The sequence below is a fragment of the Klebsiella sp. M041 genome, from assembly GCF_059759695.1.
Window position 1 is genome coordinate 34668 of the sequence record NZ_JCAXWU010000001.1, and the last position, 17389, is coordinate 52056.

Below are 17389 nucleotides of genomic sequence, written 5' to 3' on the forward strand. Positions count from 1 at the left end.
TCGATATCGGGGAACTATGTCCCAATTCCTGGCCTGGCGCCGTTCCCTTAGCGGATGGCTGCTCTCAGGCATTGCTTGTCTGACGCTGGCGGGGTGTTCCGCCGGCTTCTCGCCGCATAGTGCGGAAGGTGCCGCCGCCCCCGGGCAGGCGCAGCATCAGGTGGCCGATTTTGTCGCGGTGGACTGCGCCGATATCTGGGCGCACAGCAGCGATGCCAGCGATAAAAACCCCCTCTACTGGCTGCGGGGCATTGACTGCGCCGATCGTCTCGCGCCGGCGCAGGCGCGAGCGGAGGCGAAACGCCATACCGACGACAGCTGGCAGGACGCGTTCCGCCGCGGCATTCTGCTTGCCGATGCCAAAATTACCCCTGACGAGCGCCGCGAGCTGGTGGCGCGTCTCGACACCTTCAGCCCGCAAATCGCCGTTCAGGTCCGCCCGCTGTATCAGCTCTGGCGCGACGGGCAGGCCCGTCAGCTGCAGCTGGTGGAGGAGCGAGCCCGCTACGCGAAGCTTCAGCAGTCCAGCGATAGCGAGCTGGAGACGTTGCGCCAGCAGGAGCAGTCGCTGCGCGAACAGCTGGAGCTGACCACCCGTAAGCTGGAGAATCTGACGGATATTGAACGCCAGCTCTCCAGCCGCAAGCCGGGCGGCAATTTCGGCAGCGAAAAAGTGCCGGAGGTGATCCATGACGATCCGTAAACCGGCGCGTTTGCTGCTGGTGGATGACGATCCGGGGCTGCTGAAGCTGCTGGGCATGCGCCTGGTCAGCGAAGGCTATAGCGTGGTCACCGCCGAGAGCGGCCCGGAAGCGCTGCGCGTGCTGGGGCGTGAGAAGGTGGATCTGGTGATTAGCGATCTGCGGATGGATGAAATGGACGGTCTGCAGCTGTTCAGTGAGATCCAGAAGGGGCAGCCCGGCATGCCGGTGATCATTCTCACCGCCCATGGCTCGATCCCCGACGCGGTGGCGGCCACCCAGCAGGGCGTCTTCAGCTTCCTGACTAAGCCGGTTGATAAAGACGCCTTGTATCAAGCCATTGATGAGGCGCTGGAGCAGCGCTCGCCAGCCACCGACGAAGCCTGGCGTCAGGCCATTGTCACCCGCAGCCCGCTGATGCTGCGCCTGCTCGAGCAGGCCGGGATGGTGGCGCAATCCGACGTTAGCGTGCTGATTAACGGCCAGAGCGGGACCGGGAAGGAGATAGTCGCCCAGGCGATCCACAACGCCAGCCCGCGTCATGACAAGCCGTTCGTGGCGATTAACTGCGGCGCGTTGCCGGAACAGCTGCTCGAGTCCGAACTGTTCGGCCATGCGCGGGGCGCCTTTACCGGCGCGGTCAGCAACCGAGAAGGGTTATTCCAGGCCGCCGAAGGCGGTACGCTGTTTCTCGATGAGATTGGCGATATGCCGGTCGCCCTGCAGGTGAAGCTGCTGCGCGTCCTGCAGGAGCGTAAGGTACGCCCGCTCGGCAGCAACCGCGATATCGAGATCAACGTGCGGATCATCTCCGCCACCCACCGCGACCTGCCGAAGGCGATGGCTCGCGGCGAGTTTCGCGAAGATCTGTTCTATCGCCTCAATGTGGTTAACCTGAAGATCCCGCCGCTCTCCGAACGCACGGAAGATATTCCGCTGTTGGCCAATCATCTGCTGCGTCAGTCCGCCGATCGCCATAAGCCGTTCGTGCGGGCGTTTTCCAGCGATGCGATGAAGCGGCTGATGGCCGCCAACTGGCCGGGCAATGTGCGCCAGCTGGTGAACGTGATTGAGCAGTGCGTGGCCCTGACCTCGTCGCCGGTGATCGGCGATGCGCTGGTGGAGCAGGCGCTGGAGGGCGAGAACACCGCCCTGCCGACCTTCGTGGAGGCGCGCAATCAGTTTGAGCTGAACTACCTGCGCAAGCTGCTGCAGATTACCAGGGGCAACGTTACCCACGCCGCGCGGATGGCTGGACGCAACCGCACTGAATTCTATAAGCTGCTGTCGCGCCATGAGCTCGACGCCAACGACTTTAAAGAGTAGCTCCGCAACATAGCGCAAGTTATGATACGGTAAGCAACCGGTTACGCGACTAAGACAGGAACACCATGAAAAAGATTGATGCGATTATTAAACCTTTCAAACTGGATGACGTGCGTGAAGCGCTGGCCGAAGTCGGCATCACCGGGATGACGGTAACGGAAGTGAAAGGCTTTGGCCGCCAGAAAGGGCACACCGAACTCTACCGCGGCGCGGAGTATATGGTCGATTTTCTGCCGAAAGTGAAAATTGAAATCGTGGTGACCGACGATATCGTCGATACCTGTGTGGATACCATCATCCGTACCGCGCAGACCGGCAAAATCGGTGACGGTAAAATCTTTGTCTTTGATGTCGCGCGCGTGATTCGTATCCGTACCGGCGAAGAAGACGACGCGGCGATTTAACGCTCGCCGCTCGCTGCAGTATTGCCGGGTGGCGCTGCGCTTACCCGGCCTACAAATCCCCGCGTCGTCGGGGCTTACAGCACTTTATGCGGCCCGAAGCATTCGTAATGAATGTTGTCGCTGCTCACGCCCAGATCTACCAGCTGCTTCGCGGCAAACTGCATAAACGCCACCGGGCCGCAGAGATAGAACTGCATTTGCGGGTCGCCGATCTTGCCGGCCAGGGCCGTTAAATCCATCAAACCTTCGCTATCAAACGCGTCGGATTCACGGTCCGCTTCGCTCGGGCTGCGGTACCAGACGTGAGATGTAAACTTCGGCAGAGTTTCACCCAGTGTTTTAACTTCGTCCGCGAAGGCGTGCACGTCGCCGTTCTCTGCCGCATGGAACCAGTTCACCTGACCCTGATGGCGGCTCTTCGCCAGCGCATCCAGCATCGCCAGCATCGGCGTTTGCCCGACACCGCCGGAGAGCAGAGTGACCGGCGTCTGCGGCTCAACGTTAAGGAAGAAGTCCCCGGCCGGCGCCGCCAGATAGACCACATCGCCTTCGCTGGCATGGTTATGCAGCCAGCTGGAAACCTGGCCGCCTTCTTCGCGTTTAACCGCGATGCGGTAGCCCTTGCCGTCCGCTTTGCGGGTCAGGGAGTACTGGCGAATTTCCTGATATTCGAAATCTTCCGGCTTCAGCCAGATGGCCAGATACTGGCCAGGCTGGTAATCGGCGACCGGCTGGCCGTCGACCGGCTCGAGCTCAAAGCTGGTGATAAGCTGGCTGCGCGGGGTTTTCTTCACGATGCGGAACGCGCGGGTCCCTTCCCAGCCGCCGGTTTTACTGGCGTTTTGCTGATAGATCTCGGCTTCGCGGCCGATAAAGACGTTCGCCAGCACGCCGTAAGCTTTCCCCCAGGCATCAAGGACTTCCTGACCCGGGCTGAACATTTCATCGAGGGTCGCCAGCAGATGGCTGCCCACGATGTTGTACTGCTCCGGTTTGATCTGGAAACTGGTGTGTTTCTGGGCGATTTTTTCCACCGCCGGCAGCAGGGCGGGCAGGTTATCGATATTGCTGGCGTAGGCGGCAATGGCGTTGAACAACGCTTCTCGCTGGTCGCCGTTGCGCTGGTTGCTCATATTGAAGATCTCTTTGAGCTCCGGGTTATGCGCAAACATACGATCGTAGAAATGGGCGGTTAATTTTGGTCCAGTCTCTACCAGCAGGGGGATGGTGGCTTTGACCGTAGCGATGGTTTGAGCGTCGAGCATAGCGTGCTTCCTTGTGTGTTACTTTAATGATGTATTTTAAATACATCTTAAGGAAATAACCCTGCGTTGTAAATGGTTCTTTAACACTTTCCGCCGTTGCAGTTACAACATGAAGAATTTGCATCACAATCCTGAAAAGAAATCCGTTGATACTGAGAGAGGCGTTATTGCTCAAAGCCTTGTGTCATGCGGAGCCAAACGTTTGCGTAAAATCCTTTGTCAAGACCTGTTATCACAGAATGATTCGGTTATACTGTGGGCCGTTGTCCAATCGGACCGCCTTTTTAGGCCGAAATTTTATTGTTAGCTGAGTCAGGAGATGCGGATGTTAAAGCGTGAAATGAACATTGCCGATTATGATGCCGAACTGTGGCAGGCTATGGAGCAGGAAAAAGTACGTCAGGAAGAGCACATCGAACTGATCGCCTCCGAAAACTACACCAGTCCGCGCGTGATGCAAGCGCAGGGCTCTCAGCTGACCAACAAATATGCTGAAGGATATCCGGGCAAGCGTTACTACGGCGGCTGCGAATATGTCGACGTGGTTGAGCAGCTGGCTATCGACCGCGCGAAAGAGCTGTTCGGCGCTGACTATGCTAACGTCCAGCCGCACTCCGGCTCCCAGGCTAACTTTGCCGTTTACACCGCGCTGCTGCAGCCGGGCGATACCGTGCTGGGGATGAACCTGGCGCAGGGCGGCCACCTGACTCACGGCTCTCCGGTTAACTTCTCCGGCAAACTGTACAACATCATCCCTTACGGTATTGATGAGTCCGGCAAAATTGACTATGACGACATGGCGAAGCAGGCTCAGGAACATAAACCGAAGATGATCATCGGTGGTTTCTCCGCTTACTCCGGTATCGTTGACTGGGCAAAAATGCGTGAAATCGCTGACAGCATCGGCGCATACCTGTTTGTCGATATGGCGCACGTGGCAGGCCTGATCGCCGCTGGCGTGTATCCGAACCCGGTTCCGCATGCTCACGTCGTGACCACCACCACCCACAAAACCCTGGCGGGTCCGCGCGGCGGCCTGATCCTGGCGAAAGGCGGTAGCGAAGAGCTGTACAAGAAACTGAACTCTGCGGTATTCCCAAGCGCGCAGGGCGGCCCGCTGATGCACGTTATCGCAGCGAAAGCGGTGGCGCTGAAAGAAGCGATGGAGCCAGAGTTTAAAGTTTACCAGCAGCAGGTTGCGAAAAACGCCAAAGCAATGGTGGAAGTGTTCCTGAACCGCGGCTACAAAGTGGTGTCTGGCGGTACTGAGAACCATCTGTTCCTGCTGGACCTGGTGGATAAAAACCTGACCGGTAAAGAAGCTGACGCTGCCCTGGGCCGCGCCAACATCACCGTCAACAAAAACAGCGTGCCGAACGATCCGAAGAGCCCGTTCGTAACCTCCGGTATCCGTATCGGTTCTCCGGCGGTGACTCGCCGTGGCTTTAAAGAAGCGGAAGTCAAAGAGCTGGCTGGCTGGATGTGTGATGTGCTGGACAATATCAATGACGACGCGGTCATTGAGCGCGTGAAAGGCAAAGTCCTGGATATCTGCGCCCGCTTCCCGGTTTATGCGTAAGCGTTAGCGTTGACATCAAAAAGGCCGCGTTTGCGGCCTTTTTTGCGTCTGGAGATTAGCGGCGGTCGAGCGAAATCGCTCCGGGGCCGGTTACCGCCAGCAGCAGGAAAGCGCCGGCGATGCTGACGTTTTTCCAGAAGTTAATCATGTTCGGCAATACCGCATCGCCAGTCATATCCCAGTAGTGATGGCCAATCACCGCGGTGCCCAGGGTGTAGAAGATAAAGATGACCGCCAGCGGGCGGGTGAAAAAGCCCAGCACAATTAAAATGGCGGCAGGCACTTCCATAATGACGGCGATAATCGCCGCCAGGGTCGGCATCGGCGCGCCGGAGGCGGCCATGTACTGCACCGTACCGTCAAAGCCCAGCAGTTTGGGGTAGCCAAAAAGAATAAACAGAACTACCACGGCGATGCGGGCGATAAGCAGTAGCAGAGAGCGGGATGCGCCAAAATCAAAATAGCGGAGTGTGTTCATAATCAGCTCGTTATGAGAGAAGTGTCCTTTAAACGTAATACACGTTTTTGCTTCCCGCCACGTTAGTCCTGGCAACATCCCCGGTCCGCTGAACAACGAAATTACCGCATTTTTAACGGGACGTTTTCATCGCATAGCGTTTCGGCATTCACCGCTTTACCACTCTGGATGAGCTTGCGTAGCGTGCGGATCTCGCGACCGTGATTGAGGGTGACCGCGCCGGTTAACACGCCGTCGCGCAGCTGGAACCAGATCGCTTTGCGATCGGCGGGCGCTCCCCGACACCACCACTTTTCGCCCTGCATATCGCCAATAAACTGCAGGTTATCTTCGTACTGATCGGTCCAGAACCAGCCTGGCGCCCTGGCGGGGCGTGGTTTGCCAAGCATGGCCGCAGCGGCAATCTGCGCCTGGATATTAGCATTTTCCCAGCTCTCGACACGCGACAGCGAACCATCTGATTGCCGCGTCAGCGTGACGTCGCCGGCGGCAAAAATAGCCGGGTCCGAGGTCCTGCCGTCGGCATCCACGACGATGCCATTGTCGGTCTCCAGCCCGGCGCGGCGCGCGAGAGCATCGTTAGCCACGATGCCAATGCCATATACGACCGTCCCGGCGCGCAGGGTTTCGCCACTCTGTAAAGTGAGGGTGAGGTGAGTTCCCTGTTCCGCCTGTTCGATGGCGCTGTTCAACAGCACCCGTACCCCGGCCTGGCGATGGCGGGCCAGCAGGTAATCGCGGACCGGCGGCGGGGCGTTGCGACCCATCACCGTCGATGCCTGCTCCACCACCGTGACGCGACAGCCGCGCTGAATAGCGCTGGCGGCCAACTCCAGGCCGATGGTGCCTGCGCCGACGATAACCACCTCACTCCCTGGCTGCAGCGCCGCGCGCAGACGCGCAGCATCGCCGGCGTGTCGCAGGGTCAGGCAACGTTCCCCCAGCGCGTCGAGCAGCGGCAGCGGCCTGGCGGCGGCTCCGGTCGCCAGCAGCAGTTGTCGCCAGTGAAAGACGCGATTGTCTGCCAGCGTCAGGCTCTGCGCCTGACGATCGATATCGCGCAGCGTCACACCGAGATGCAGCTGGACGTTGTTGTCCTGCCACCAGCTGGCGGGGAGCACCGGCTGTCGCTGTGGATCTGCATCCAGCAGCATCGCTTTCGACAGCGGCGGGCGCTCATAGGGTAAATGGGGTTCATCAGAAAACAGGTGCAGGGGACCCTGGTAACCCTGCTGGCGGAGGGCCGCGGCGGCCATCGCCCCGGCCTGTCCACCGCCGATAATGGCAATCATCGGTTCGCTCATCATCACTCCTTACAGGTTTAGTCCGGCGGCGACATGGCGGATCCCGCGGATCCCCAGCCCGCCATCGGCATTGATCATAACCCCGCTCAGCGTCCGATTATTACGTCGGGAAGCCAGCATGACGTACGGGCCGGTGAAATCGACCGGTTCGGGGAAAAACTGCAGTGGCAGGATGGCGGCGATCTTCTCCGCCGTCAGGGAGTGCATTATCGTGGTGTCGCTTTGCCCCAGCGCCTGCGGGCCGCGCAGATCGGTCGCCATCCCGCAGGGGCCAACGCCGTTGACCCGCACCTTCGGCGCCAGCTCGTAGGCCAGCTGGCGAATTAAGCCGGTCGCCGCATGTTTGCTGGCGGTGTAGAGCGGGCCGCCGCCGCCCGGATACCAGGCCGCGTTGGAGAGGGTCAGAATAATGCTGCCTTCGCTGGCGATTAATGCCGGGGCGCAGGCCTTGGCGCCGAGCAGATAGCCCAGCACGTTGACGTTGAACAGCTCATGGAAGCCATTCTCCAGCGCCTCCGCCGGGGTGTCCATCAGGGAGGCGTTATGATCCCAGATGCCGGCGTTGCCGATAAAACAGTCCAGACGGCCATAGGTGGTGAGGATCTGATCCACTGCGCGCTGATAATCACCGTAGCGGGTTACGCTACCTTCCACCGCCAGCACCCGATCGCCAAAGCGCTGGCGCAGGCTGGCGACTTTCGCGCCGGACAGTTCGAGGGTCGCGACCTTCGCCCCCTCGTCAATAAAGCGCTCAACCAGCGCCAGACCCAGGCCGGAACCGCCGCCGGTAATCAACACCATGTTATCGCGTAAATCGCTCATCAGGCCTCCTCAGGAATATCAATAAACACCTCACCGCCTTCCACGTGCACCGTATAGGTGGTCAGCGGCTCGGTGGCGGGCAGACACAGCGCTTTGCCGGTTTTCAGGCAGAAACTGGCGGCGTGTAGTGGACATTCCACCGTCGCGTCGTCTTCCAGGTAGCCTTCGGACATCGACGCGTTGCCATGGCTGCAGCGATCGTTAACGGCATAAAACGCTCCGCCAATATGGAACAGGGCAATAACGGGAGAGGTCTCCAGGCGGAGGGCTTCCCCCTCCGGCAGCTCCACGGTGGAGCAGGCGAATATTCGATTCATCAGAAGAGTACGCTCAGGTTGTGGGACGCGATCACTGCCTGATCGAGCACGATCTCTCGTGCCGTCAGGCGCCACTCGCCGCCAGGCAGACGGCGGACGGTGTCCCTCCGCGTGCCGACGTAGCAGGTCTCGTCACGCTCCTTTTGCGCGCGATATAGCAGATAGTTAAGGCGCACGGCGAAGCGATCCGGTTGTCCGGTTTCGCTGATCTGCAGGTTGTTAATCAGATGGCGGGTGCGGGATGGCGGCTCCTCTGCCCATGCCATGCCGGTCTCCAGGCGAGCAATCCGGCGCTCAAGCTGGTCTTTGTTGTCATTAAAGATCCAGGTGGTCGGTGGCTGGACCCCTTTGCGACGGTCACGGGTCTGGGCGTTGACGGTCGTGCGCATGGTGTAGCGGATCTCGTCGTCCAGCTGCGTCAGCCAGTCGCGAAACTGCCAGTCGTCCAGCAGACGCGCCTCCTCGTAGAGGAACTGGCTGATGCGGTAGTGCAGTTCAGCAGAGACTAAGGCGCTCATTTCATCACCTCCTGCTGGTAAGCGGCGGTTTTTTCCTGCACTTCCTGCCACGTTTCGCTGCTTAACAGATCGGCCCAGCGCTGGTACATACCGCGGGCGGCAGTTTCGGAAAAGATATAGTTGGTTATCCCGGGAATGCCGTCTGTGCGGCGTTTTTCCTCGCCTAATCCCATCTCCAGGCACAGGCTGGTGTGACGCGCCCGGTGTCCTTTCAGCAGTTTTTGAATTTCACACCAGTTTTCCGAGTCATCCTGCTCGAGGAAACCAGCCGGACCAAAGGCGCGCGTGGCGCTGTTTTCGAACGCCGCTTTGACCTCATCGGAGGCGGCTTTATCGGTGAGACAGAATGCCCAGACCTCAACCCGATCCGGTCCTCGCGGGTGCCAGACGCGCAGCGTGGCGGTACCGTTTAGCCACGAGAGGGTCGGGAAGATGTTATTGTGACCTGCGAGGCGCAGGGCGCGGACGGTGCCCAGCCGCTGCTCGGCTTCGGCAAAGGTATCGCGGTAATAGCGGGAGACCTCGCCGTCGACCCAGACGTTAGCGTCCGGCTGTTCGGTGAAGAAAAAGCCGCTGCCGTGCCCCTCCTGACCAAACTGCAGCGCGTCTTTGGCAGTCTCCCACACCGGACGGGCGGTCTGTCCTTCGCCCAGGCGCTTTTCACTGCCATCATCTTTCGCGCCCAGCACCTGCACCGCCGAGGCGTGGCTGAACAGCGCGTGATACTGGTCGCTGGCGAACTGCTCGGCGGGGAATTTCCAGTTGCAGTCGATGGTCCACTTCTGTACGCCGCCAACGATCTCGGTCCCGCCTTCACGACGGTCGAGGACGCCGTCAAGATACCAGGCCATATCGCCCAGATAGTCACGCAGCGTGGGGGCTGTAGGATCCCAGTTGGCGAAAATAAGGCCTTTGTAACTTTCCACACACGGGACTTCATTGAGCCCCCAGTGGGACTTGCACAGCCCCTGCGGGTAGGCGCGCGGCTCGAGCGGGACGTCGATCAGCTCGCCGTCGATGCCATAAGACCAGCCGTGATAGGGGCAGGTGAAGGCTCGGGTATTGCCGCAGTCGGCGTAGCTCACGCGCATCGCGCGGTGACGACATTGATTTAAAAAGGCTTTAATGCTGCCGTCCTTTTGGCGGACCACCACCACGGCATCTTCACCCATGTACGTGTTAAAGAAATCCCCTGCCCGCGGGATCTGGCTTTCATGGGCCAGAAACAGCCAGCAGCGGCCAAAGATCCGCTCCAGCTCAAGCTGATAGATCTCAGGGTCGGTATAGATCCGTGGGGTGACGCGACCGTTTTGCGGGTCGACCAGTTGGTAGACATCGGTTTTCATTTTGATGGTCATTTTTTTCATCCTGTGGGGTAAGAGGTATTGACCTTCTCTTTTTTGTGTCATCCTTATGTTGCTTGTGGGTTATCAATGTGTGAAATAGTTAATTTCTACCAGCTGAGATGTTTTATCGATAACAAGGAGGGGTTGATGGAATTGAGGCACCTGCGCTATTTCGTCGCGGTGGCGCAGGAACTAAACTTCACCCGCGCGGCAGAAAAACTGCATACCTCGCAGCCTTCGCTGAGCAGTCAAATTCGCGATCTGGAACAGTGCGTCGGCGTGTCGTTGCTTGAGCGCGACAAACGCAAGGTGACGCTGACGGCGGCGGGGGAGTGTTTTCTGCAGGATGCGAAGGCGATACTCGACCAGGCAGAGAGTGCCAAAATGCGCGCGCGAAAAATCGTCCAGCACGATAACCACCTGGCGATTGGTTTTGTTCCGTCGGCCGAAGTCAATTTGCTGCCCGACGTTCTGCCCTTGTTTCGCCGCAAACAACCGAATACCCGGGTTGAGCTGGTCAGTCTTATCACCACCGAGCAGGAAGATAAAATTCGCAGCGGTGAACTGGATATCGGACTGATGCGCCAACCGATCTACAGTCCGGAAATTGACTATCTTGAGTTGCTCCACGAACCGCTGGTGGTGGTGCTGCCGGTAGATCATCCGCTGGCGAAAGCAGAGAAGGTGAGCGCCAGCCAGCTGGACGGCGTTGATTTTGTCAGCACTGACCCGGCGTACTCTGGGGCGCTGGCGCCGATCGTCCAGGCGTGGTTCGAACAGCAAAAAAGCCAGCCGCGTATTGTCCAGGTGGCGACCAATATTCTGGTGACCATGAATCTGGTGGGGATGGGGCTCGGGGTGACTTTGATACCCGGTTATATGAATCATTTTAATACTGGCCGGGTGGTTTTTCGTCCTATCGCCGGCAATGCCCCGACCATTGCGCTGCTGATGGCATGGAAAAAAGGCACCATCAAGCCGGCGCTGGCCGATTTTATCGCCACGGCCAGAGAGCATGCGGCTGCGGGATAATCTCCTGTCTGTAGCGGACCGCTGACGGGCGGCGGCGCCTGAACGTCGGTCGTGAGCTGTGATGAACTTCACGATTTTAACGCAAACTTTCAGGGTTATGTCTGTCAGCCTGTCTGGCCTGTCATCCTACGCCATGGCTAACTCCAACGCCTCGGGCACTGCGTTTCAGCCGCGGTATCCGCCGGAATGCCATTTTTTCCGCCAGGGGCATCGCCCGGAGAACGAGGCACCGTGGTGAATAAACCGCCTTTTTCCGCTTTCTGCCTGACTTGCGTCCGCCGGGGTTTATCGCCAGACTGTCGCCACCATTCGGGAGGAAATCATGGTCTTGCACTCCACGCGCTGGCTGGCGCTCAGTTACTTCACCTACTTTTTTAGCTACGGTATTTTTCTGCCCTTCTGGAGCGTCTGGCTGGCCGGTAACGGACTGACCCCGGAAACCATCGGCATCTTGCTCGGCGCCGGTCTGGTAGCCCGTTTTCTCGGCAGCCTGCTGATCGCCCCGCGGGTGAGCGACCCCTCCCGGCTGATCGCCGCGCTGCGCGTGCTGGCGCTGTTAACCTTGCTCTTCGCGCTGGCCTTCTGGGCCGGCAGCCATGTCGCATGGCTGCTGGCGATCATTGTGGGCTTCAATCTGTTCTTTTCGCCGCTGGTGCCGCTGACGGATGCCCTGGCCAATACCTGGCAAAAGCAAATCACCATGGACTATGGCCGGGTGCGGCTATGGGGCTCCATCGCCTTTGTGATTGGTTCGGCGCTGACCGGCAAGCTGGTGAGCCTGTTTGATTACCGGGCGATCCTGCTGATGCTCAGCCTGGGCGTCGCCTCGATGCTGCTCGGCATGCTGCTGAAACCGTCGGTGATGCCCGAGGGGGCGTCGCGCCAGCAGCAGGGGGCCGGGCTGGCGGCCTGGCTGACGCTGGTGCGCCAGAGCTGGCGCTTTCTCGCCTGCGTTTGCCTGCTGCAGGGGGCGCACGCCGCCTACTACGGCTTTAGCGCCATTTACTGGCAGCAGGCAGGCTATTCGGCCTCGGCGGTGGGCTATTTGTGGTCGCTAGGCGTGGTGGCGGAAGTGGTGATCTTCGCGCTGAGTAAAAAGGTGTTCCGCCGCTTCAGCGCGCGGGATCTGCTGCTGCTCTCTGCCCTGTGCGGGCTGGTCCGCTGGACGCTGATGGGCTGGACCACGGCGCTGCCGGGGCTTATCCTCGCGCAGATCCTTCACTGCGGCACCTTTACGGTGTGTCATCTGGCGGCGATGCGCTATATCGCCGCCCGCCAGGGCAGCGAAGTGATCCGCCTGCAGGCCGTCTACTCCGCGGTGGCGATGGGCGGCAGTATTGCCATCATGACCGTCTTCGCCGGCTTCCTCTACCAGCACCTGCACCAGGGCGTGTTCTGGGTGATGGCGCTGCTGACCATCCCGGCTCTGGCTATCCGGCCAAAAACGGTGGCGGCCTAGTCTTCGAGCATCGCGCAGATATGCTGCTGCTGGCGTTCAGTGAAGCAGTTCTCCGCGTGGATCAGCGGCGGTGAAAACAGCGGCAGCGCCGTCGCATAGGGGGTGACGATAAGCGTCACCCCTTTGGGCGCCCCCTCTTTCTGAAAGCGCTCTACGCTCTGGTATTTGATGTTCAGCGGCAGCAGCGTCAGTTCGCGCAACTGCTGCTCCAGGGCCGCCTCCATATCCGGATTATCATCGGTCAGCAGCAGGACCTGCTTCTCATGCAGGTCGCTTTTCTGCATCAGCCAGGCGCCAAAGATCACCGCAATTAAGCCGGTCTCTTCCTCATTAAAACGGACGTGCCAGGCCTCTTCGAATTCGCTCAATGCCGCCTGGGTGGTACGCAGTAAGCGAGGATAGAGCCGACTCACTTCCTCTGTGAGCGTGTTATCGATGCCGATAGCAAACACGCTGCGGATCAACGCCTGCGACAAGTGAATATAAAGCTGATCGCTCAGCCCCTGCTCGTCACTGAACGACCTGCCGGCGAGCATCTGGAAGCGGTGGATCAGGCCGGAAATAGCCAGCCGCAGGCGTCGATCCTGCGGGTGACCATCGCGAAGCGGATCGGGGGTTTTGAGCATCATAAACAGCAGCGAGAGGAAAAAAGGCTCTCCGACATGCGGCGTCGCGCCGACCCGACGCTGCCAGTGGCGGACAATCTCCTGCGCCAGCGTGAACTCGGCGGCGGTCTGCGCCCAGCGTTGCTGTTCATCATTGAAGTCGGGTGAATATCCCCGGTGATGCTCAAGCAGACAGTACTGCAGGTACAGGCGCAGAAACTGAACGTCCCGGCAGTCGAACTGGCGATTGAGCGCTCGCGCGCAGCGGTTCACCAGCGCCTGCAGGTTAGTATCATCGTACAGAGTACGGGCGATGCCTTCCTGTTTAAGCTGCGTTTTCAGCGCCGGGGTAAAATGATGGTTAACGAACTGCGGGCACAGGCGCAGGCCCCGCCGCAGCGCATGCAGCAGGCATAAACGTTGGTCGAGCGCGGCGCCTTCAATCCGATAGCTGCCGTCCACCTGTGACCGAAGGGTCAGGCGGTGGTAACGCTGAATTTCGCGTCCGGTCTCCTCAATATCCTGCCGGGCCGTGGTCTCATCAACGAGGTTGATTCTGCCAAGCCGTTCAGTCGTTACCGACTGTCCGGGCAGATAAAACATCAGGAGCACCTGGCTACGGCGCTGTGGACTGGAAAGCGCAGATGGTGGTTCAATGACGGTCATCATCTGGTAAGTTCCAGTTAGGGTTTCCGCTAAGAATAGACAATGACAGCGGCGGGGGCAGGGAAGTGCGCCCGCTTTAGCTCAGGATTGCTGGCGAAGTTCACAGAATTTTTCACGTGAGGAACAGATGAACAGAGTGAAACAATGCACCAGCGCGGCGTTTTTCATGGTTTTATCATGGACAGCCGCCGCGCATCCGCATAGCTTCATCAGTTTGCAGAGCGAGCCGGTGGTCAAAGACGGCCTGCTGAGCGGGTTTAAAATGCGCTGGACGATGGATGAAATTACCTCATCGGATCTGCTCTACGACGCCGGAAACGCGAAACCGGGCAGCGAAGTATGGAAAAAACTGGCGGCGGAGGTGATGGCCAACGTGCTCGGCCAGCACTATTTCAGCGAGCTGTGGCACAACGGCCAGCGGGTGAAATTTGAAAATCGCCCCGACGGCTACGGTCTTGAGCGCGACGGCCTGCAGGCGGTACTGACCTTCACCCTGCCGCTGGCGACGCCGCAACCCGTTGCCGGACAGACATTTACCTTTTCCACTTTCGACCCAACCTACTATGTCGACATGTTTTATGACAAAGATAGCGATTTTTCCCTGCCCGCAGGGCTGCAGGCCGACTGTAAGGCAACGGTAATGACGCCAAAACCGAATGACAAAATGCTCTCATACGCCCAGTCGCTGGATAAAGCGGATGCGCCGCCGGAGGATATGGCGCTGGGCAGCTATTTTGCCCAGAAGGTGACCCTGACATGTCAGTAATTTTTACCCCGCGCACGCGCGCGTCGCGCTGGAAAGCGCTGTGGCCGTTGGCGCTACTGCTGGCCGTGAGCGTCACGGGCGGCTTCTGGCTGTGGCAGGCCTGGCCGCAGGTGCTGATGCAGAGCGCGGTCTGGCAGCGCGCGCTCAATCTGGAGCTCAGCCGCCTGCTGCAGGCGGTGGCGGAGAATCCGGCGGCGGCGGGGCTGTCGCTGCTTGGGTTCAGCTTCGTTTACGGGGTGCTCCATGCCTTAGGGCCCGGCCACGGCAAAATTGTCATTACCACCTGGCTTGCCACCCATCCTTCGAAGTTGAAATCGAGTATTAACCTGACGCTGGCCGCCTCTTTATTGCAGGGGCTGGTGGCTATCGCGCTGGTGGTAGTGGTGCTGGCGCTGCTGCAGCTGCCGGCGCGCCAGCTGCATCTCAGTAGTTTCTGGCTCGAGAAGGGGAGCTATTTGCTGGTGGGCGCGTTAGGTCTGCTGCTCTGCTGGCGGGCGCTGAAAAAGCTGCGTCTGCTGCTGAGCCGGCCAACGTTTACCGCGTTTACCCCGCATCATGTTCATAACGAACATTGCGGCTGCGGGCATCAGCATCTCCCGGCCCCGGAGCAGCTGCAGGCCGGCGACGACTGGCGGGCTCGGTCCGTGATTGTCCTGTCGATGGGCATGCGTCCCTGCTCGGGGGCGATCATGGTCCTGCTGTTCAGCAAGGTGATCGGGGTGTTCAACTGGGGGATGGCGGCGGCGCTGGCGATGGCGGCAGGGACCTCATTGACTATCACGGCGCTGGCGCTGCTGGTGCACAGTTTTCGCCAGCTGGCGGTGAAGCTGGGTCGGCATCAGGCGCCGCCGCTGTGGCGCCAGGTGGGCTGGCTGACGCTGGCGCTGGCCGGCGGCGTGGCGCTGCTGGTGGCCGCTGTCGTGATGTGGAGTAGCGCGATCGCGCCAGGCGGCGGTTTGCGGCCGTTTTAGAACATAAAAAAAGGAAGCCGCGGCTTCCTTTTTACATCTGCAAGAGATTAACGCTTCAGCGCGTCGCTCAGCTGCTCGCGCATATTCGCCAGCATCGCTTTCACCACACGCGGGTTACCGGCAACGATGTTGCCCGTCAGCATATAGTTATGACCGCCGGTGAAGTCGCAAACGATAGCGCCTGCTTCACGGGCGATCAGCTCGCCTGCGGCGAAATCCCATGGTTTCAGGGCAATTTCAAAGTAACCGTCAACGCGGCCGGCGGCAACGTAGGCCAGATCCAGCGCGGCGGAGCCGGTGCGGCGGAAATCGGCGCATTCGGTGAACATGTTGCCGAGAATATTCATGTAAGTGGTGGCGTGCTGCTTCGCCTTGAACGGGAAACCGGTCGCGATGATGGTGCCGTCGAGGTCGCGAGCGTTGCTGCCGCGCAGACGGTAGCCGTTCAGTTGCGCGCCCTGGCCGCGGGTCGCGGTGAACAGTTCGTTACGCATCGGATCGTAAACCACCGCGACTTCAGTACGGCCTTTGATGCGTACGGCGATGGAAACAGAGAAGTGCGGCAGACGTTTAACGAAGTTGGTGGTGCCATCCAGTGGATCGATAACCCATTGAACATCCTGCTCTTCACCAGCGTGTTCACCGCTTTCTTCGGTGATAATGGTGTGCTGCGGGTAAGATTTGCGAATGGTTTCGATAATAATCGCTTCGGCGGCTTTATCGACGTTGGTCACAAAATCATTGCTGCCTTTCTGGCTGGTTTCTACGGTGTCTGGCGTTTCGTAGTGTTTGGCAATTAAATTACCCGCCTTGCGCGCGGCGCGCACGGCGATGTTCAGCATCGGATGCATCGGTCTCTCTCACTGGATGTTAAAGAACGGGAAAAAACGGCGCATATAATAACAGCGAATTCTGCTTATGTCTCCGTTTTATGGTAGCATGCCCGAATAATCTTTAGCCGAAGAACCATAATGCTGCAAAATATTCGAATCGTACTGGTAGAAACCTCCCACACCGGCAATATGGGCTCCGTTGCCCGCGCGATGAAAACCATGGGCTTAACCAACCTGTGGCTGGTCAATCCGCTGGTGAAACCTGATTCCCAGGCCATTGCGCTGGCCGCGGGCGCCAGCGACGTCATTGGCAACGCGCAGATCGTCGATACCCTTGATGAAGCGCTGGCGGGCTGTAGCCTGGTGGTTGGCACCAGCGCGCGCTCCCGCACGCTGCCGTGGCCGATGCTCGATCCCCGCGAATGCGGCCTGAAAAGCATCGCCGAAGGCCAGCATGCGCCGGTGGCGTTGGTGTTTGGCCGCGAGCGCGTTGGCCTGACCAACGACGAACTGCAGAAGTGTCACTACCATGTGGCCATCGCCGCCAACCCGGAGTACAGCTCGCTGAACCTGGCGATGGCGGTGCAGGTTATCGCCTACGAAGTGCGGATGGCCTGGCTGGCGGCGCAGGAGCAAGCGCAGCCGGCGGTTGAGCACGAAGAAGCGCCGTACCCGCTGGTAGATGACCTGGAGCGTTTCTACGGTCATCTTGAGCAGACGCTGCTGGCGACGGGCTTTATTCGCCCGAATCATCCGGGGCAGGTGATGAACAAACTGCGTCGTCTGTTCACTCGTGCGCGCCCGGAAAGCCAGGAGCTGAACATCCTGCGCGGCATGCTGGCCTCGATTGACCAGCAGAATAAAGGCAAGTAACCGCGTTGATGCCGGATGGCGCTGCGCTTATCCGGCATGCAAATCACGCGGCCCTTGCTATCTCCTGGTGGGAGAGAGCCGGGGTGAGGGCGCCCGGCAACGCGGAAGGAAAACGGCACGGAAA

Annotated in this window: 18 protein-coding genes; 9 read left to right on the top strand and 9 right to left on the bottom strand. The window is 59.5% G+C overall.

The window, feature by feature from the left end; all coding sequences use genetic code 11:
* Positions 1-16 precede the first annotated feature (16 nt).
* The 3 genes from qseG to glnB all read left to right on the top strand — a co-directional run bounded on the left by qseG (position 17) and on the right by glnB (position 2431).
* Positions 17-703, top strand: a complete 687-nt coding sequence (gene qseG / locus AC6CWS_RS00170; protein WP_023290659.1) for a two-component system QseEF-associated lipoprotein QseG — start codon at positions 17-19, stop codon at positions 701-703.
* Positions 690-2027: a two-component system response regulator GlrR gene (gene glrR, locus AC6CWS_RS00175; RefSeq protein WP_023290658.1), complete on the top strand. Its 1338-nt coding sequence runs from the start codon at positions 690-692 to the stop codon at positions 2025-2027. The genes qseG and glrR overlap by 14 nt, the downstream gene beginning before the upstream one ends.
* Positions 2028-2092: 65 nt before the next feature.
* On the top strand, positions 2093-2431 hold the full coding sequence (gene glnB, locus AC6CWS_RS00180) for a nitrogen regulatory protein P-II (protein ID WP_002914032.1): 339 nt from the start codon (positions 2093-2095) through the stop codon (positions 2429-2431).
* 74 nt (positions 2432-2505) lie between these two features.
* On the opposite strand, the gene hmpA is transcribed toward glnB, so the two are convergent.
* Positions 2506-3696: an NO-inducible flavohemoprotein gene (gene hmpA / locus AC6CWS_RS00185; RefSeq protein WP_080901517.1), complete on the bottom strand. Its 1191-nt coding sequence runs from the start codon at positions 3694-3696 to the stop codon at positions 2506-2508.
* 325 nt (positions 3697-4021) lie between these two features.
* Between hmpA and glyA the strand changes: the two genes are divergently transcribed.
* Positions 4022-5275, top strand: coding sequence for a serine hydroxymethyltransferase (gene glyA / locus AC6CWS_RS00190; protein ID WP_002914027.1), 1254 nt, complete (start codon positions 4022-4024; stop codon positions 5273-5275).
* A 55-nt stretch (positions 5276-5330) separates the two neighbouring features.
* On the opposite strand, the gene AC6CWS_RS00195 is transcribed toward glyA, so the two are convergent.
* The 6 genes from AC6CWS_RS00195 to hcaE all read right to left on the bottom strand — a co-directional run bounded on the left by AC6CWS_RS00195 (position 5331) and on the right by hcaE (position 10072).
* Positions 5331-5753 (bottom strand): DoxX family protein, encoded by a 423-nt coding sequence (locus tag AC6CWS_RS00195; RefSeq protein WP_023290656.1) that lies wholly within the window; start codon positions 5751-5753, stop codon positions 5331-5333.
* A gap of 101 nt (positions 5754-5854) precedes the next feature.
* Entirely contained in the window at positions 5855-7057 is a 1203-nt protein-coding gene (gene hcaD, locus AC6CWS_RS00200; protein WP_080901519.1) for a phenylpropionate dioxygenase ferredoxin reductase subunit, read from the bottom strand.
* A gap of 9 nt (positions 7058-7066) precedes the next feature.
* On the bottom strand, positions 7067-7879 hold the full coding sequence (hcaB, locus tag AC6CWS_RS00205) for a 3-phenylpropionate-dihydrodiol/cinnamic acid-dihydrodiol dehydrogenase (RefSeq protein ID WP_080901520.1): 813 nt from the start codon (positions 7877-7879) through the stop codon (positions 7067-7069).
* Positions 7879-8196, bottom strand: coding sequence for a 3-phenylpropionate/cinnamic acid dioxygenase ferredoxin subunit (hcaC, locus tag AC6CWS_RS00210; protein ID WP_044524356.1), 318 nt, complete (start codon positions 8194-8196; stop codon positions 7879-7881). Before hcaC ends, hcaB begins: the two co-directional genes overlap by 1 nt.
* Positions 8196-8714 (bottom strand): 3-phenylpropionate/cinnamic acid dioxygenase subunit beta, encoded by a 519-nt coding sequence (gene hcaF / locus AC6CWS_RS00215; protein ID WP_023290652.1) that lies wholly within the window; start codon positions 8712-8714, stop codon positions 8196-8198. The genes hcaC and hcaF overlap by 1 nt, the downstream gene beginning before the upstream one ends.
* Positions 8711-10072 carry a 3-phenylpropionate/cinnamic acid dioxygenase subunit alpha gene (gene hcaE / locus AC6CWS_RS00220; RefSeq protein WP_048336305.1) on the bottom strand — a complete coding sequence of 454 codons (1362 nt, stop codon included), beginning with the start codon at positions 10070-10072 and terminating at the stop codon, positions 8711-8713. The genes hcaF and hcaE overlap by 4 nt, the downstream gene beginning before the upstream one ends.
* A gap of 135 nt (positions 10073-10207) precedes the next feature.
* Here hcaE and hcaR point away from each other — a divergent pair, with 135 nt between their 5' ends.
* Together hcaR and AC6CWS_RS00230 are read left to right on the top strand one after the other, a co-directional pair.
* The gene (gene hcaR, locus AC6CWS_RS00225; protein WP_080901522.1) at positions 10208-11092 is read left to right on the top strand and encodes a DNA-binding transcriptional regulator HcaR; all 885 of its coding nucleotides are present in this window, start codon (positions 10208-10210) and stop codon (positions 11090-11092) included.
* A gap of 322 nt (positions 11093-11414) precedes the next feature.
* Positions 11415-12551: a 3-phenylpropionate MFS transporter gene (locus AC6CWS_RS00230; RefSeq protein WP_048336304.1), complete on the top strand. Its 1137-nt coding sequence runs from the start codon at positions 11415-11417 to the stop codon at positions 12549-12551.
* Here AC6CWS_RS00230 and csiE read toward each other — a convergent pair.
* On the bottom strand, positions 12548-13825 hold the full coding sequence (csiE, locus tag AC6CWS_RS00235) for a stationary phase inducible protein CsiE (protein ID WP_023290648.1): 1278 nt from the start codon (positions 13823-13825) through the stop codon (positions 12548-12550). The two genes, AC6CWS_RS00230 and csiE, sit on opposite strands and share 4 nt — an antisense overlap.
* Before the next feature lie 124 nt (positions 13826-13949).
* Between csiE and AC6CWS_RS00240 the strand changes: the two genes are divergently transcribed.
* Entirely contained in the window at positions 13950-14588 is a 639-nt protein-coding gene (locus AC6CWS_RS00240; RefSeq protein WP_023290647.1) for a DUF1007 family protein, read from the top strand.
* On the top strand, positions 14579-15559 hold the full coding sequence (locus AC6CWS_RS00245) for a nickel/cobalt transporter (protein ID WP_060590176.1): 981 nt from the start codon (positions 14579-14581) through the stop codon (positions 15557-15559). The genes AC6CWS_RS00240 and AC6CWS_RS00245 overlap by 10 nt, the downstream gene beginning before the upstream one ends.
* Before the next feature lie 47 nt (positions 15560-15606).
* Here the strand turns inward: AC6CWS_RS00245 and suhB are convergent, their stop codons facing one another.
* Positions 15607-16410 carry an inositol-1-monophosphatase gene (gene suhB, locus AC6CWS_RS00250; protein ID WP_002913995.1) on the bottom strand — a complete coding sequence of 268 codons (804 nt, stop codon included), beginning with the start codon at positions 16408-16410 and terminating at the stop codon, positions 15607-15609.
* A 120-nt stretch (positions 16411-16530) separates the two neighbouring features.
* Here suhB and trmJ point away from each other — a divergent pair, with 120 nt between their 5' ends.
* On the top strand, positions 16531-17265 hold the full coding sequence (trmJ, locus tag AC6CWS_RS00255; protein ID WP_023290645.1) for a tRNA (cytosine(32)/uridine(32)-2'-O)-methyltransferase TrmJ: 735 nt from the start codon (positions 16531-16533) through the stop codon (positions 17263-17265).
* The last annotated feature ends 124 nt before the right edge of the window (positions 17266-17389 follow it).

What these genes read in the sequence shown, in the direction of transcription:
- qseG (WP_023290659.1), top strand. Translation starts at nt 17, where the DNA reads ATGTCCCAATTCCTGGCCTGGCGCCGTTCCCTTAGCGGATGGCTGCTC.
- glrR (WP_023290658.1), top strand. Translation starts at nt 690, where the DNA reads ATGACGATCCGTAAACCGGCGCGTTTGCTGCTGGTGGATGACGATCCG.
- glnB (WP_002914032.1), top strand. Translation starts at nt 2,093, where the DNA reads ATGAAAAAGATTGATGCGATTATTAAACCTTTCAAACTGGATGACGTG.
- hmpA (WP_080901517.1), bottom strand. Translation starts at nt 3,696, where the DNA reads ATGCTCGACGCTCAAACCATCGCTACGGTCAAAGCCACCATCCCCCTG.
- glyA (WP_002914027.1), top strand. Translation starts at nt 4,022, where the DNA reads ATGTTAAAGCGTGAAATGAACATTGCCGATTATGATGCCGAACTGTGG.
- AC6CWS_RS00195 (WP_023290656.1), bottom strand. Translation starts at nt 5,753, where the DNA reads ATGAACACACTCCGCTATTTTGATTTTGGCGCATCCCGCTCTCTGCTA.
- hcaD (WP_080901519.1), bottom strand. Translation starts at nt 7,057, where the DNA reads ATGAGCGAACCGATGATTGCCATTATCGGCGGTGGACAGGCCGGGGCG.
- hcaB (WP_080901520.1), bottom strand. Translation starts at nt 7,879, where the DNA reads ATGAGCGATTTACGCGATAACATGGTGTTGATTACCGGCGGCGGTTCC.
- hcaC (WP_044524356.1), bottom strand. Translation starts at nt 8,196, where the DNA reads ATGAATCGAATATTCGCCTGCTCCACCGTGGAGCTGCCGGAGGGGGAA.
- hcaF (WP_023290652.1), bottom strand. Translation starts at nt 8,714, where the DNA reads ATGAGCGCCTTAGTCTCTGCTGAACTGCACTACCGCATCAGCCAGTTC.
- hcaE (WP_048336305.1), bottom strand. Translation starts at nt 10,072, where the DNA reads ATGACCATCAAAATGAAAACCGATGTCTACCAACTGGTCGACCCGCAA.
- hcaR (WP_080901522.1), top strand. Translation starts at nt 10,208, where the DNA reads ATGGAATTGAGGCACCTGCGCTATTTCGTCGCGGTGGCGCAGGAACTA.
- AC6CWS_RS00230 (WP_048336304.1), top strand. Translation starts at nt 11,415, where the DNA reads ATGGTCTTGCACTCCACGCGCTGGCTGGCGCTCAGTTACTTCACCTAC.
- csiE (WP_023290648.1), bottom strand. Translation starts at nt 13,825, where the DNA reads ATGATGACCGTCATTGAACCACCATCTGCGCTTTCCAGTCCACAGCGC.
- AC6CWS_RS00240 (WP_023290647.1), top strand. Translation starts at nt 13,950, where the DNA reads ATGAACAGAGTGAAACAATGCACCAGCGCGGCGTTTTTCATGGTTTTA.
- AC6CWS_RS00245 (WP_060590176.1), top strand. Translation starts at nt 14,579, where the DNA reads ATGTCAGTAATTTTTACCCCGCGCACGCGCGCGTCGCGCTGGAAAGCG.
- suhB (WP_002913995.1), bottom strand. Translation starts at nt 16,410, where the DNA reads ATGCATCCGATGCTGAACATCGCCGTGCGCGCCGCGCGCAAGGCGGGT.
- trmJ (WP_023290645.1), top strand. Translation starts at nt 16,531, where the DNA reads ATGCTGCAAAATATTCGAATCGTACTGGTAGAAACCTCCCACACCGGC.